The 14117-nt window shown below is 73.7% G+C and carries 11 protein-coding genes, 2 tRNA genes, 1 pseudogene and 1 riboswitch; of the genes and pseudogenes, 11 read left to right on the top strand and 3 right to left on the bottom strand.

What is annotated here, in order from left to right; translation table 11 throughout:
* Positions 1–33 precede the first annotated feature (33 nt).
* Both ABD954_RS16110 and ABD954_RS16105 read left to right on the top strand, forming a co-directional pair.
* Positions 34–106, top strand: a tRNA-Lys gene (locus ABD954_RS16110).
* Between the two features lie 257 nt (positions 107–363).
* The gene (locus ABD954_RS16105) at positions 364–1419 is read left to right on the top strand and encodes an amidinotransferase (RefSeq protein WP_345486729.1); all 1056 of its coding nucleotides are present in this window, start codon (positions 364–366) and stop codon (positions 1417–1419) included.
* Between the two features lie 79 nt (positions 1420–1498).
* On the opposite strand, the gene sigJ is transcribed toward ABD954_RS16105, so the two are convergent.
* On the bottom strand, positions 1499–2506 hold the full coding sequence (gene sigJ, locus ABD954_RS16100) for an RNA polymerase sigma factor SigJ (RefSeq protein WP_345486728.1): 1008 nt from the start codon (positions 2504–2506) through the stop codon (positions 1499–1501).
* A 211-nt stretch (positions 2507–2717) separates the two neighbouring features.
* Here sigJ and ABD954_RS16095 point away from each other — a divergent pair, with 211 nt between their 5' ends.
* The 9 genes and pseudogenes from ABD954_RS16095 to ABD954_RS16055 all read left to right on the top strand — a co-directional run bounded on the left by ABD954_RS16095 (position 2718) and on the right by ABD954_RS16055 (position 11712).
* A complete protein-coding gene (locus ABD954_RS16095; RefSeq protein WP_345486727.1) occupies positions 2718–3212 on the top strand; it encodes a rhodanese-like domain-containing protein in 495 nt (164 codons plus the stop codon).
* Between the two features lie 62 nt (positions 3213–3274).
* A tRNA-Met gene (locus ABD954_RS16090) sits at positions 3275–3348 on the top strand.
* Between the two features lie 116 nt (positions 3349–3464).
* Positions 3465–4205, top strand: a complete 741-nt coding sequence (locus ABD954_RS16085; RefSeq protein WP_345486726.1) for a MerR family transcriptional regulator — start codon at positions 3465–3467, stop codon at positions 4203–4205.
* Positions 4206–4358: 153 nt separating this feature from the next.
* Complete coding sequence (locus ABD954_RS16080; protein WP_345486725.1) at positions 4359–4751, top strand: hypothetical protein; 393 nt, start codon at positions 4359–4361, stop codon at positions 4749–4751.
* A 154-nt stretch (positions 4752–4905) separates the two neighbouring features.
* Positions 4906–5952: pseudogene (locus ABD954_RS16075) on the top strand (PLP-dependent cysteine synthase family protein); the annotation flags it as partial.
* 269 nt (positions 5953–6221) lie between these two features.
* Positions 6222–7457, top strand: a complete 1236-nt coding sequence (locus ABD954_RS16070) for an MFS transporter (protein WP_345486724.1) — start codon at positions 6222–6224, stop codon at positions 7455–7457.
* Positions 7458–7856: 399 nt separating this feature from the next.
* Entirely contained in the window at positions 7857–8966 is a 1110-nt protein-coding gene (locus tag ABD954_RS16065) for a PP2C family protein-serine/threonine phosphatase (protein ID WP_345492225.1), read from the top strand.
* Positions 8967–9178: 212 nt separating this feature from the next.
* Positions 9179–9323: riboswitch (cyclic di-AMP (ydaO/yuaA leader) on the top strand.
* A 12-nt stretch (positions 9324–9335) separates the two neighbouring features.
* Positions 9336–10445 carry a M23 family metallopeptidase gene (locus ABD954_RS16060; RefSeq protein WP_345486723.1) on the top strand — a complete coding sequence of 370 codons (1110 nt, stop codon included), beginning with the start codon at positions 9336–9338 and terminating at the stop codon, positions 10443–10445.
* 292 nt (positions 10446–10737) lie between these two features.
* Positions 10738–11712, top strand: a complete 975-nt coding sequence (locus ABD954_RS16055) for an aldo/keto reductase (protein WP_345486722.1) — start codon at positions 10738–10740, stop codon at positions 11710–11712.
* 6 nt (positions 11713–11718) lie between these two features.
* Here ABD954_RS16055 and ABD954_RS16050 read toward each other — a convergent pair whose 3' ends face one another.
* The gene (locus ABD954_RS16050) at positions 11719–13032 is read right to left on the bottom strand and encodes a PrsW family intramembrane metalloprotease (RefSeq protein ID WP_345492223.1); all 1314 of its coding nucleotides are present in this window, start codon (positions 13030–13032) and stop codon (positions 11719–11721) included.
* Positions 13033–13295: 263 nt separating this feature from the next.
* Positions 13296–14015 carry a tRNA (guanosine(46)-N7)-methyltransferase TrmB gene (trmB, locus tag ABD954_RS16045; protein WP_345492221.1) on the bottom strand — a complete coding sequence of 240 codons (720 nt, stop codon included), beginning with the start codon at positions 14013–14015 and terminating at the stop codon, positions 13296–13298.
* Positions 14016–14117 lie beyond the last annotated feature (102 nt).

Genomic DNA, 14117 nt, shown 5'->3' with positions numbered 1-14117 from the left:
ATCGGGCTATGCTGCTCGGGTGTGCTTGTCCACGGGCCGTTAGCTCAATTGGCAGAGCAGTGGACTTTTAATCCATTGGTTGTGGGTTCGAGTCCCACACGGCCTACCGCACGAGACGCCCCGCCCGGTCCCACCGGGCGGGGCGCCTCGGTGTCCGGCCCTCGTGCTCGGCCGCACGGCCGGTCGTCACCCGGATGCCACGTTTGGTGGCGGCGCAACGGGGACATCCGCCGGTGCGGAGGCATGGATATGGCTTTGTCATTCCGCCGCGCAGACGGCGTCCCGAGCACCCGAGAACGGCGTACCGATGAGCGGCACGCCCCACCGCCCGCCCCGGCCGCCCCCGAACCACTCGTCTCGCCGGTGAACTCCCACAACGAATGGGATCCGCTGGAGGAGGTCATCGTCGGCCGTCTCGACGGCGCGGCGATCCCGCCCGGCCACCCGGCCGTCACCGTCACCATGCCGCCGTGGGCGGCGCGGCTGCACGGCCTGGCCACGCCCTTCCGGTATCCGCGCCGGCTGGTCGAACCGGCCCAGGAGGAGCTCGACGGCTTCGTGGCCCTGCTGGAGTCCCTCGGCGTCACCGTGCGGCGCCCGGACCCGGTCGACCACAAGCGGCCCTTCGGCACCCCCGACTGGTCCACCCGCGGCTTCGCCAACTCCTGTCCGCGCGACAGCATGCTCGTGATCGGCGACGAGATCATCGAGACGCCGATGGCCTGGCCGTGCCGGTACTTCGAGACCCACTCCTACCGCACGCTCCTCAAGGACTACTTCCGGCGCGGTGCGCGCTGGACGTCCGCGCCCAAGCCGCAGTTGACCGAAGCGCTGTACGAGCCGGACTTCCGGCCCGCCAGGGACGGCGAGCCCGTCCGCCGCATCCTGACCGAGTTCGAGCCGGTGTTCGACGCGGCCGACTTCGTCCGCGCCGGACGCGACCTGTTCGTGACGCCGAGCAACGTCACCAACCGCATGGGCATCGAGTGGCTGCGCCGGCACCTGGGCCCCGGCTATCGCATCCACGAGATCGAGAGCCGCTGCCACGCCCCCATGCACATCGACACGACCTTCCTTCCCCTCGCCCCCGGCAGGGCCCTGGTCAATCCGGAGTACGTCGACATCGACCGGCTGCCCCCGGTCCTGGACTCCTGGGAGATCCTGGTCGCCCCGGAACCGGACCCGATCGACGACCGTCTGCTGAAGTTCACCTCGATCTGCGGCAAGTGGCTCAGCATGAACGTCCTGGTCATCGACGGCGAACGGGTGATCGCCGACCGCCACCACACCGGCATGCTGCGCGCGTTGGAGAAGTGGGGCTTCGAGCCCGTCCCGTGCGACCTGCTCCACTACGCCCCCTTCGGCGGCTCCTTCCACTGCGCCACCCTCGACGTCCGGCGCCGGGGCACGCTGGACTGAGCCACGCCGGGGGCGAGTCGCGAGCCGGGCCGGCCGCGACCGCGGAGCCGGGGCGGGCCGCCCGACCGTCTTCCGCCCCTCAGCGCACGCCCAGCCCCGCCAGCCGCTCCGGGTCCGCGACGATGTCGATCTCCACGATGCGGTCGTCGACGATCGTGAAGGCCATGAGGCCGACCGGGGCGCCGTGGACGAGGGAGACCAGGCCGGCCGCGCCGTTGACCGTGACCGGGCGGGCGGCGTGGCGGTACTTGGCGAAGGTGAGGGCCTGGGCGGTGACGGCCTCGGCGCCGCGGACCAGCTTGGAGGCGGCCGCCGTGAGCGCGCCGCCGTCGACGCGCAGGACGACGTCGGGGGCCAGCACGGTGAGCAGGCCCGCGAAGTCGCCCGCCCGGGAGGCGGCCAGGAAGGCGTCGACGACCTTGCGCTGCCGGGTGACGTCCGGGTCGGGCGTCGGGGCGGCGTCCTGGACGCGGCGGCGGGCGCGGCTGGCGAGCTGGCGGGTGGCGGCCGGGGTGCGGCCGACGATGGGCGCGATCTCGTCGAAGGAGACGGAGAACATGTCGTGCAGCACGAAGGCCAGCCGCTCCGCCGGGGCGAGCGTCTCCAGGACCACGAGCAGCGCGAGACCGACGGAGTCCGCCAGCAGCGCCTCCTTCTCGGGGTCGGCGGCGCCCTCCTCCCGTACGACCGGGTCGGGCACGTAGAAGTCGAGCGGGTCCTCGCGGCGCGAGGCGCGGGAGCGGAGCATGTCGAGGCAGACCCGCCCCACGACGGTGGTGAGCCAGCCGCTGAGGTTGCGCACCTCGCTGACGTCGGAGCGGTTCAGCCTGAACCACGCCTCCTGGACGGCGTCCTCGGCCTCGCCGACCGAGCCGAGCATCCGGTAGGCGACCGCCCGCAGATGGCCGCGGTCGGCCTGGAAGCGTTCCGCCAGGAGCTCCGGCGCGGAGGGCGCGGCGGGGATGCCGCCGGGTTCCTCCGTGAGGCCGGAGGGGCCGGTGAGGCCGGGGCGGTCCGTGCGGTCCGTACCGGCCGCGCGGTCCACGGGGTCCCCGGCGTCCGTGGGGCCCGGGAGGTCGTTCTCCATCGTTGCTGCCTCTTCCCCTTCGCGCGCCGTCCGACGAGATGACGGACGGGGTGCCCCGGATGTGACGGGGAGAGGTTTCCCCGCCCTTTCCGTTCCGGTACGTGAGATCCGTGCCGGGCCGTGGCGAACGCCCGGGAATCCCCGGCCGACCCCCCCGACCGCCGTGGATCGCCACTTCAGCGCGGTGATCGTCTTCCCTAGATTGATCACCATGACGACGACGACGAACCAGGTCAACCCCGTTCTCCGCACGCCCCCGGCCTCCCCGGCGGCCGCCGCGGCCTACTTCTCCGCCTCCCTCGCCTTCCACGCCGACGTGTCCGACGTCGCCTCCGCGCTCGCCGACGCCCGCGCCACCGGCGGCGACCCCGGCTTCGTGGTGATCGACTCCCGCTCCACCGCGTCCTGGGACCAGGGCCACGTCCCCGGTGCCGTGCACCTGCCGACCGCGCTGATCCCGGAGCAGGCCGAGCAGCTCCTCGACAAGGACGTCCCGGTCGTCACGTACTGCTGGGGTCCCGGCTGCAACGGCGCCACGCGGGCCGCCCTCGCCCTGGCCGAGCTGGGCTTCCAGGTGAAGGAGATGCTGGGCGGCTTCGAGTACTGGGTGCGCGAGGGCTTCCCGTACGAGACCTGGGAAGGAGCCGAGCAGAAGGCCGCGGACCCGCTGACGGCGCCGGTCGACGCGGAGGACTGCGGCTGCTGAGCCGTCGCCGGGGAAACCGATTAGGGATTCGCCCGACCATGCCGTAAGGTCATATTCACCGACGCGGGGTGGAGCAGCTCGGTAGCTCGCTGGGCTCATAACCCAGAGGTCGCAGGTTCAAATCCTGTCCCCGCTACTCAGTAGCACGAAGGCCCGGACCCGTCTGACGGATCCGGGCCTTCGTCGTGTGTCCGGCGCTGCCCCGATGTCCGGCTTGACCTTTACGCAACGTCAAGTTCTAGCGTTCTGGTCATGGAGTGGTCGATCCAGGAGATCGCCAGAAAGGCCGGCACCACTAGCCGCACCCTCCGCCACTACGGCGAGCTGGGGCTGCTGGAGCCGAGCCGGATCGGCGCGAACGGTTACCGGTACTACGACCAGGCGGCACTCGTGCGGCTGCAGCGGATTCTGCTGCTGCGCGAGCTCGGGCTGTCCCTGCCCGCCATCGCCGAGGTCCTCGAAGGCCAGCGGGACACCTCGGCCGCCCTGCGCACGCATCTGGCCCTCCTCGAACGGGAGCGCGAGCGCATCGGGCGGCAGATCGAGGCCGTACGCACCACTCTCCACAAGACCGAGAGAGGAGAAGAACTGATGGCCGAGGAGATGTTCGACGGCTTCGACCACACGCAGTACGAGGCGGAGGTCACCGAGCGCTGGGGCCGCGACGCCTACGAGCAGGGCGACCGCTGGTGGCGTTCGCTCGACGACGCCGAGAAGAAGGCGTTCATGGACGAGCAGACCGGCATCGCCCGCGACTTCGCGGCGGCCGCCGCCCGGGGCCTCGCGCCCGACAGCGACGAGGTGCAGGCGATCACCCGACGGCACCACGCCTGGCTGTCGACCACGACGACGCCGACGAAGGAGTACTTCGTCGGGCTCGGGCAGATGTACGTCGACGATCCGCGCTTCACCAAGAACTACGACCGGCACGGTGAGGGCACCGCCGTCCTCGTCCGGGACGCGATGGCCGTCTACGCCGAGCGCAACCTGTAGGCGCTGGGGCGGTGGGCGCCGGGCGCCCGGAAGCGGAACCTGAGCGTCATCGCCCGCCTTCGCGCGGCCCGCGCCGTCCGAAGTAAAGGGTGGCCGGATCCGCGCCCGTCCCTTTGCCACCGGGCGAGCGCGAGGCGTAACCTCACGCGCACCATGAGTGACCGGAGCGTGACGATGCGTGCGGCAGGACGGCGGGCGCCCGCCGTCCTGCTGCTGCTCGCGCTCGTCGCGCTGATCGCGGGCGTCTGCCACGGCACGCACGGCCACTCGCTGCCCCTCGCCGGCGGCCCCGCCCAGACCGGCGTCTCCGCCCCCGCCCTGCCGCACGGCTGCGAGCGGTCGGGGGAGGGCTGGTCCTTCGACGCGCATCTGCCCGCGCAGTCCACGGGCACGCAGCTGTCGGCGCCGGACGCCGGCAGCGCCGTCCTCGTCGCCGGTGACGAGGCGTTCCCGCAGGCCCCGCACACCCGCTGCGTCCGCGGCAGGGCGGGCCCCGGCCCCGAGCCGGGCCGTCTGCTGATCGCCCTGGGAGTGGACCGGAACTGACCGGACCGCGTACGAGCCCGAGCCCCGGCCGCTCGACCGAGCCCTGGCCGCTCGACCGAACTCCGGCCGCATCGAGCCCGAGCCGTACGCCTCCGGTCTTCCGCATGCCCGCGTACGCGCGGAGCCCCACCTCACCCAAGGGACGCAGACCCCCATGACGCACCCCGCCAACCTCCTGTCCGTCGCCGGGCAGACCGTCGGCAACACCCCCGTGCTGTGGATGGACGACGGCTACTGGGCGAAGCTCGAAGGCTTCAACTTCGGCGGCATCAAGGACCGCGCCGCCCTCCACATGGTCGAGCAGGCCCGCCGCCGCGGCGCCCTGCGGCCGGGCGCCCCGATCGTCGAGTCGACCTCCGGAACCCTCGGCCTCGGACTCGCGCTCGCCGGGATCCTGCACGGCCATCCCGTCCACGTCGTCACCGACCCCGGCCTCGAACCGATCGTGGAGCGGATGCTCACCGCCCACGGCGCCCAGGTCCACGTCGTGCCGGAGCCCAGCCCGCACGGCGGCTGGCAGCAGGCCCGGATGGACCGGGTCGCCGAACTGCTGCTCGCCCTGCCCGGGGCCTGGTGGCCCGACCAGTACGGGAACCCCGACAACCCGGATGCCTACGCCGGGCTCGCGGCCGAACTCGCCGGTCAGCTCGACCGGATCGACGTGCTGGTCTGCGCCGTCGGTACGGGAGGCCACTCGGCCGGCATCTCCCGCGCCCTGCGCGCCACCAGCAGCCCCGCGCTCGAACTCGTCGGCGTCGACTCGATCGACTCCACCGTCTTCGGCCTGCCGGCCGGTCCGCGCCTGATGCGCGGCCTCGGCTCCTCCATCCACCCGGGGAACGTGGACCACGGCGCCTTCGACGAGATCCACTGGGTCGGACCGGCCGAGGCGGTACGGGCGGCCCGCCGGCTGGCCGCCCGGCAGTTCGCGACCGGCGGCTGGAGCGTCGGCGCGGTCGCCCTGGTGGCCGGCTGGCTGGCCCGGACCCGGCCGCGGGGCACCCGGATCGCGGCCGTCTTCCCGGACGGCCCGCAGCGCTACTTCGACACCGTCTTCAACGACGAGTTCTGCGCGGCACACGGCCTGCTCGACGGCCCCGTACGGGAGGACCCGGAGGCGTACGCGCCCGGCGAGCCGGTCAGCGGCTGGACCCGCCGGGTGCTCGACCGCCCGGCCCGTAGAGGGGAGGCCGGCGCCGAGGTGCGTGCGGGGGAGGGAGAAGCCGGCGGCCGTAGGGGGGAGGCCGGCGCCGAGGTGCGTGCGGGGGAGGGAGAAGCCGGGGTCCGGAAGGGGGAGGCCGGCGCCGAAGTGAGTGCGGGCGAGGGAGAAGCCGGGATCCGTAAGGGAGGGGGCGGCGCCGAGGCGCGTGCGCGGGAAGGCGGCGTCGGGGCCCGTACGGCACCGGGCGCCGGCGGGGCCCGTACGGCGCGGGCAGGTACCGAGGCCCGCACCGCGCAGGGCGGGGCCCGATGAGCGTCTGGCGCCGGACCCGCGGCTTCGAGCCCGCCGCCCGGCTCCTCTTCCTCAACCAGCTCACCATCAACCTCGGCTTCTACATGCTGATGCCGTACCTGGCCGCGCACCTGGCGGACGGCCTCGGCATGGCCGCCTGGGCGGTCGGGCTCGTGCTCGGCGCGCGGAACCTGTCCCAGCAGGGCATGTTCCTGCTCGGCGGGGCGCTCGCCGACCGGCTCGGCTTCAAGCCGCTGATCGTCGCCGGGTGCGCGCTGCGCACGGCGGGCTTCGGTGCGCTCGCCTTCGCGCAGTCGCTGCCGGCGCTGCTCGCCGCCTCGCTCGCGACGGGCCTCGCCGGGGCGCTGTTCAACCCGGCGGTGCGGGCCTACCTGGCGGCGGAGGCGGGGGAGCGGCGCGTGGAGGCGTTCGCCCTGTTCAACGTGTACTACCAGGCGGGCATCCTGCTCGGGCCGCTGGTCGGGGTAGCCCTGACAGGGGTGTCGTTCCGGCTGACGTGCACGGTGGCGGCGGTGCTGTTCGCCGCGCTCACGCTCGTACAGCTGCGGCATCTGCCGGTGCGGCGAGCCGTGGAGGCCGAGGTTCCGTGGGGAGAGGAGCGGCGCGGGCAGTTCCGTACGGTGCTCGCCCACCGCACGTTCTGGCTGTTCTCGCTGTGCATGACCGGCTCGTACGTGCTGTCCTTCCAGGTCTATCTGGCGCTGCCGCTCGCCGCCGGCGGCACGGGGGCGACCACGGCGCTGTTCGTGGTGTCGGCGCTCGTGGCGCTCGCCGGGCAGTTGCGGATCACCGCCTGGTGCTCGGCGCGGCTGTCGCGCGAGCGGTGCCTGGTGCTCGGACTCGCCCTGATGGGCGGGGCCTTCCTGGTTCCGGCCGCGCTCGGGCGCTCGCTGGTGGGGCTGCTGCTGTGCACGGCGGTCCTGGCGGTCGCGAACGCGGTGCTCTACCCGTACGAGATGGACACCGTCGTCGCCCTGTCGAAGAACCGCTGGGTCGCCACCCACTACGGGCTCTACAACACGGTGTGCGGGGTGGGCATCACCCTGGGGAACCTGGGGACGGGCGCCCTGCTCGACGTGACCGGGTGGTCGGTGGTGCCCTGGCTGGTGCTGTGCGCGGTCGGCCTCGGGTGCGCGGGGGCGATGGCGCTGCTGGCCCGCGGCGGGCGGCTGGCCGAGCCGCCGCCCGTACGCCAACCGGCCGAGGAGGAGTCGCCGAGCCGCTCGGCCTGACGGCACCCTGGGGAGGGCGCGGGTCCGTCCGCGACCGGGCGGGTCCGGGCATGTCCAGGTGGGAGAGCACAGGTGGCGCGAGCGGGGATGCGGCGCGGGCGTGGCCGTTCCGGTGCCGCCCGCCCCGGTGCGCCCGCCGGTGCGGGGCGCGGTGACCCGTCGGCCGGTCCGTCGTCCGGTGCGTCCGCCGGTACGTCGTCCGGGGGCGGCCGGGGCGGTCCGGCTTCCGGCCGGCCCTTCGGTGCGTCCGCCGGACCTTCGGCCGGTGGGCCCCGCGGTGGGGGCCGCGGCGGGCCCTTTGGGCGGTCGTCCGGCCGGGTCTCCGGCTCGTCGTCCGGTGCCGTACGGGCCGCGTCCGCCGGTCCCGCGGGCGGGCAGTACCGGGGCGCCCGGCGTTTCCTGCGGGCGCTGCCTCCGCTGCTGATCGTGGGCGGGGTCGTCTTCGACACGCTGACCCCGCCCCAGTACACGGCGGCGCCGTTGTTCTCGGCGGCGCCGCTGATCGCGGCCCCGCTCTTCTCCACCCTGACGACGCTGCTCACGGGCATCGCCGCCGTCGTCGCCGGCATCGGCCTGCACGTCTACAACGGGACCGTGATGCGGATCCCGTCCCTGACGGAGACCCTGACCGTCGCCACGGTCTCCGGGCTCGCCCTGCTGATCGGCCGGGTGGTGCGGCGCAGCGGCGAGCGGCTCGCCTCGGCACGGGTGATCGCCGAGACGGCGCAGAAGGCGGTGCTGCCCGCGCCCGCGGAGCGGATCGGCGGCCTCCAGATCGCCGCGCGCTACGAGGCGGCGCAGGCGGACGCGTTCATCGGCGGCGATCTGTTCGCGGTGCAGGACACCCCGCACGGGGTGCGGCTGGTGGTCGGCGACGTGCGGGGCAAGGGTCTGGACGCGGTGGAGGCGGTGGCCGTGGTGATCGGCGCCTTCCGCGAGGCGGCCGAGCAGGAGGAGACGCTGGAGGGGGTGGCGGCGCGCCTGGAGCGGGCGCTGGCCCGGGAGGGCACCCGGCGCGACGGGCTGGACGCGTTCGAAGGGTTCACCACGGCGGTGCTCGCGGAGATCCCGGGCGGTGACCGGGTGGTGCGGGTGGTCAACCGGGGGCATCCCGAGCCGTTGCTGCTGCTCCAGGACGGGGGCGTGGAGGTGCTGCGGCCGAGCGAGGCCGCGCTGCCGCTGGGCATGGGCGATCTGGGGGTGTGGCCGGACCGGGCCGACGAGACGCCGTACCCGCCGGGGGCGACGCTGCTGTTCTACACGGACGGCCTCTCGGAGGCCCGGGACGGGGCGGGGGTGTTCTACGACCCCGGGGAACGGCTCGCAGGGCGGATCTTCCCCGGGCCCGAGGAGCTGCTCGACGCGCTGGTGGCGGACGTGCGCCGGCACACGGGCGGGGGCACGACGGACGACATGGCGCTGCTCGCGGTGAGCCGCCCGGCGGCGGGGCAACCGGAGCGGCGGCGGACCATGCCGGTGGTGCCGCCGGAGGGCGGATCGGCGCCGTGACGGGGCGTAGTGGCGAGGTGTCGCTCCGATAACAATTGACGTAACGTCAGATCGAGCGTTTGGTCCTGACCTCTTTCTGAAGGGGGGTCAACTCGGGCATTTCCCTACCAATTCAGCTAATGATCAAGGGGAACGGCTTGGAATCGGGTGGCCGCGTCTATTAACGTTCGATAACGCAGCGCGGTCGTCCCAGCCGTCGCAAGAGACGGCACCGTGCGCACGCGCCGAATCCCGCAAGGGAACCGGGGAACCACCACTTGGGGTGAATCGGGCCCCACCGCACCCGTGCGGCCGCCCGTAGGAGACCTTCCTGCTCCGAACCCGTCAGCTAACCCGGTAGGCGAGAAGGAAGGAAAGGAGAGCGCCTCCGTGGCCTCCAACACCCCTGCTCCGCATACCCCCTTCGATTACTTCGACACCTCGGGGGCGCCGGGCGCCGCAGGCGCGGACGCGGAGGAGTGGAATCCCACCGAGGAATCCCTCAGGGACCGGAGCCGCTCCGGCGGGCGCCACCGCGTCGTCAAGCAGCGCTCCAACTTCGCCCGTTCCTCCACCGTGCTCGGCGTCGGCGTCATCGCGGCGGTCGGCGCCGGCGGTCTGGCCACCGCCCAGCAGAAGCCCCCGGTCTCCATAGCGCTGCCGGACGTCGACCTTCCCGACGCCGCCGACCTGCCGGGCGTCGGCGCGCTGATCGGCGCGGACGACAAGGGCTCCGAGGGCGGGGCCGGCGGTGACGGGGGCTCGGACGCGATCGCGGGCGGGAACGACACCCAGCCGCTCACCGCTCTCACCTTCACCACCGACGGCGGCGGCTCGGGCGCCGAGGCCGCCGGGACCCAGACCCGGACCGACGCCGGCGAGGCGCTGCGCGCCCGCATCCTCCAGCAGGCCGAGCAGCAGCAGGTCGCCGCGGACGCCGCCGAGAGGGCGGCCGCGGAGAAGACCGCTGCCGAGAAGGCGGCGGCCGAGGCCGAGGCCAAGGCGCAGGCGGCGGAGCAGGCGGCCGCGGAGGCCGAGAAGAAGGCCGAGGAGGAGGCCGCGGCCAAGGCCGAGGCCGAGCGCCTGGCCAAGCTCGCCGCGAGCTACGCGCTGCCCACCTCCTCGTACACGCTCACCTCGACCTACGGCGAGTCCGGCTCCATGTGGTCCTCCGGCTACCACACCGGCCTGGACTTCGCGGCCCCCACCGGCACCCCGGTCAAGGCCGTCCACAGCGGCACGGTCAAGTCGGCGGGCTGGTCCGGCTCCTACGGCTACCGGATCGTCCTGGAGCTCCAGGACGGTACGGAGATCTGGTACGCGCACCTGTCGTCGATGACGGTGAGCGCGGGCCAGTCGGTCGGCACCGGAGAGACCATCGGCCGCGTCGGAGCCACCGGCAACGTCACCGGCCCCCACCTCCACCTCGAGGTCCACACCCCGTCCGGCAGCGGCATCGACCCGGCGGCCTGGCTCCGCTCCAAGGGCCTGTCCGTCTAGTGCGCCCCGCGTCCCCCGCACCGTCCGGCCACGGGCGGCCCACCGGTTTGCGGCCCCCGGCACCGTCCGGCCACGGGCGGCCCACCGGTTTGCGGCCCCCGGCACCGTCCGGCCACGGGCGGCCCACCGGTTTGCGGCCCCCGGCACCGTCCGGCCACGGGCGGCCCACCGGTTCGCGACCGTCGCGCCGGAGCTCGCGCCGGCCGGTGCCGCCGGGAGGCCGGGGGCGGGCGGCCGATCCGGATGATCCCCGGCCGGAATAGCGGTGTCCTCACGGAAGGTTGATCCACGCATGACTTCTCTTCGCCGGCTTGGCACCTCCGACCTGCACGTCTTCCCGCTCGCCCTCGGCGGCAACGTCTTCGGCTGGAGCGCCGACGAGGCGCAGTCCTTCGCCGTCCTCGACGCCTACGCCGCCGCCGGTGGCAACTTCGTCGACACCGCCGACGTCTACTCCGCGTGGGCCGAGGGCAACGAGGGCGGCGAGTCGGAGACCGTCATCGGCCGCTGGATGGCCTCCCGCGGCAACCGCTCCGACGTCCTCGTCGCCACCAAGGTCGGCGCCCACCCCCGCTTCAAGGGGCTGAGCGCCACGACCATCAAGGCCGCCGCCGAGGAGTCGCTGCGCCGCCTCGGCACCGACTACATCGACCTCTACTACACGCACTACGACGACGAGTCCGTGCCCGTCGAGGAGATCGTCACCGCCCTCGACCAGCTGGTGAAGGACGGCAAGGTCCGTGCCGTCGCCGCCTCCAACATCTCCCCCGAGCGGCTGCGCGCCTCCCTCGACTTCGCCGAGGCCGAGGGCCTCGCCCGCTACGTGGCCCTCCAGCCCCACTACAACCTGGTCTCCCGCGACACTTACGAGGGCCCGCTCCTGGACACCGCCGAGCGGGCCGGCCTCGCCTCCGTGCCGTACTTCGGTCTCGCGTCCGGCTTCCTCACCGGCAAGTACCGGCCGGGCGCCACCGTCGCAAGCGTGCGCGCCGGCACCGCCGCCAAGCACCTGGAGACCGAGCGCGGACAGAAGGTGCTCGCCGCCCTGGACGCCGTCGCCGAGGCGCACGACGCCGAGGTCGCCGCCGTCGCCCTGGCCTGGCTGGCCTCCCGTCCGACCGTCGTCGCCCCCATCGCCTCGGCCCGCACCGTCGAACAGCTCCCGGCGCTCGTCGACTCCGCCGGCCTGCGGCTGACGGACGCGGAGCTCGCCGCGCTGACCGCGGCCTCCGAGACGCCCGCGGTCTCGGAGGCGTCGGGGGCCTGAGCCCCGTCAGCTCCGGTACGGGTTGTAGCCGCCGTAGTCCAGGTACTGCGGCGGCACCCACACCCGGCCGGTCACCCGGGCCGCGTGGGTCAGCGCGGGCGAGGCGACCTGGCGGCGCTGCCACAGGTGGTGCAACAGCTCCTGCTCACGGGCCGTGAAGTCCGGTGCGGCCTGCCCGCGCCGGGCCCGGTGGCGCAGGAACGCAAGCGTCGTCGCGAACGCCTCGTACTCGCCGACGGCCTGCGCACCCGGCTTGCCGAAACTGCGGGCGGCGTAGCCGCGGGCGAGGGCCCGGGCCCGCATCGAGGAGAGCGCCAGCGGCTCGTCATGGGCGAGCCAGCCGGCCGACGCGTACGCCGGGAGCTCCCCGGATATCGTGCGCAGCTCCTTCTGCCGGCTCCATATCGCCAGCCAGGTGAGCAGCGCGAACACCGGCACCATGAACATCCCGTACACCAGCAGGAACGCCAGCGGGTGGAAGGTCGCCGAGCCGTTCCACAGCGCGTGCATGCCCATCGCGAGCAGCAGGCCGCCCAGGGGCAGCAGCACCAGGCGGGTGCGGCGGGCCCTCGCGGTGACCGGGAGGAGCGCGGCGAAGCCGAAGCCGAGGCCGGTGAGCGAGGTGAACAGCGGGTGCGCGAACGGGGACATGATGATGCGGACGAAGAACGTGCCCACGGTGATCGAGCCGAGACCGGCGGCGCCGAACTCCTGGTCCTCGCCGAAGGCGTTGCCCAGATAGAGAATGTTCTCGGTGAAGGCGAAGCCGGTGGCGGTGAACCCGGCGTAGACGAGCCCGTCGACCGGACCCGTGAAGTCCCGGCGGCGGAAGAGGAAGAGCAGCAGCACGGCGGCGCCCTTGGCGGTCTCCTCCACGACGGGGGCGACGGCGGTCGCGCCGAGGGTGTCGGCGGAGCCGGGGTCGGCGGTGGCGCTGCTGATCCACTCCACGGCGAAGGAATTGGCCAGGATCGCGACCAGGGTGGACGCGAACGCGCCCCAGGCGAGCGCGAACAACAGGTTCTTCCAAGGGGCCGGCTCGACGCGGTCGAGCCAGCGGAACGCGGCCATCAGCAGCGGCACCGGCAGCACCGCGAGGCCGAGACCCACGAGGAAGCCCTCGGTGCCGGTCTGCTCCCGCACCAGCGCGAGGATCGCCAGCGCGCACAGCGCGAGCACGGTGATCAGCGCGACGGCCCGGACCAGCCGGCTGCGCCAGAACGCCTTGCGCGGCTTGTACCGCCACTTGGCACGCTCCGGGACGGCCGTGAAGTCCGGCTGGTCGCTCTCGAGCGCGGGCACGGGAGCGGGTGCGGGCACGGTCCCCTGGGACTGAGAGGGATCGTGGACGGGCGAGTGGACGGGCGCGTGGACGTGCGACTGGGCGGGGACGGGCTCGGCGGCAGGACCGGCGATGGGGTTCGACGACACGCAACGACCCTAACGAGCCCCGCCGACAGCGGCGAGGGAGTTCCCGCCGCCTGTGGAAAACCCGGTTCGGGCGCCTGTGGAAAACGCCTTGCCGCGCCGGTAGGCGAACCGGAGCGGCGCCGGGGGAGGCCGAGGGAGGCCGGGGGCTCCGGCTAGCGGCGGCGGAAGAGCAGGTCGTGGACGACGTGCCCCTTGTCGAGCCCCTGCCCCTCGAAGCGGGTCAGCGGCCGGTACCCGGGGCGCGGGGCGTAGCCGCCGTCCTCCTGGGTGTTCTCGAAGTCGGGGTGCGCGTCGAGGACCTCCAGCATCTGCTCCGCGTACGGCTCCCAGTCCGTGGCGCAGTGCAGCAGCCCGCCGTGCTTCAGCCGGGGCGCGAGCAGGGTGAGGAAGTCGGGCTGGATCAGCCGGCGCTTGTGGTGGCGCTTCTTGGGCCAGGGGTCCGGGAAGTAGACCCGGCAGCCGGCGAGGGACTCCGACGGGAGCATCTCGCGCAGCAGGATGATCGCGTCGCCGTTGGCGACCCGGACGTTGGTCAGGCCGTTCCGGTCCGCGAGCCCGAGCAGGTTGCCCTGGCCGGGGGTGTGCACGTCCACGGCGAGGATGCCGGTGCCGGGGTCGGCGGCGGCCATCTGCGCGGTGGCCTCGCCCATCCCGAAGCCGATCTCCAGGACGACCGGCAGGCCCCCGAACATCTCGTCCAGGTCGAGCACCCGCTTGCCGTCGATGTCGAGCCCCCAGTCCGGCCACCGCTTCAGCATGGCCTCGGCCTGCCCCGCCGTGACGCGGCTGCGGCGGGGCTGGAAGCTGCGGATCCGCCGCTCGAAGTGCGCCCCGGCCGGATCGGGCGAGGGCCCTTCCCCGGGCGCGAACATGCGGCTGCCGCGACGCGCGACGGGCTGCTCGGCAGGGGCGGTGTGCGGGGGGTTCTCAGGGTGCTCAGACACAATGCCCCGATTCTACGGTCCGCCGCCGAG

Origin of the sequence: Streptomyces roseoviridis (genome assembly GCF_039535235.1) — a bacterium.
GTDB lineage: Bacteria > Actinomycetota > Actinomycetes > Streptomycetales > Streptomycetaceae > Streptomyces > Streptomyces roseoviridis.
The sequence above is the reverse complement of the archived record's forward strand: the minus strand, read 5'-3'. Positions and strand labels throughout refer to the sequence as shown.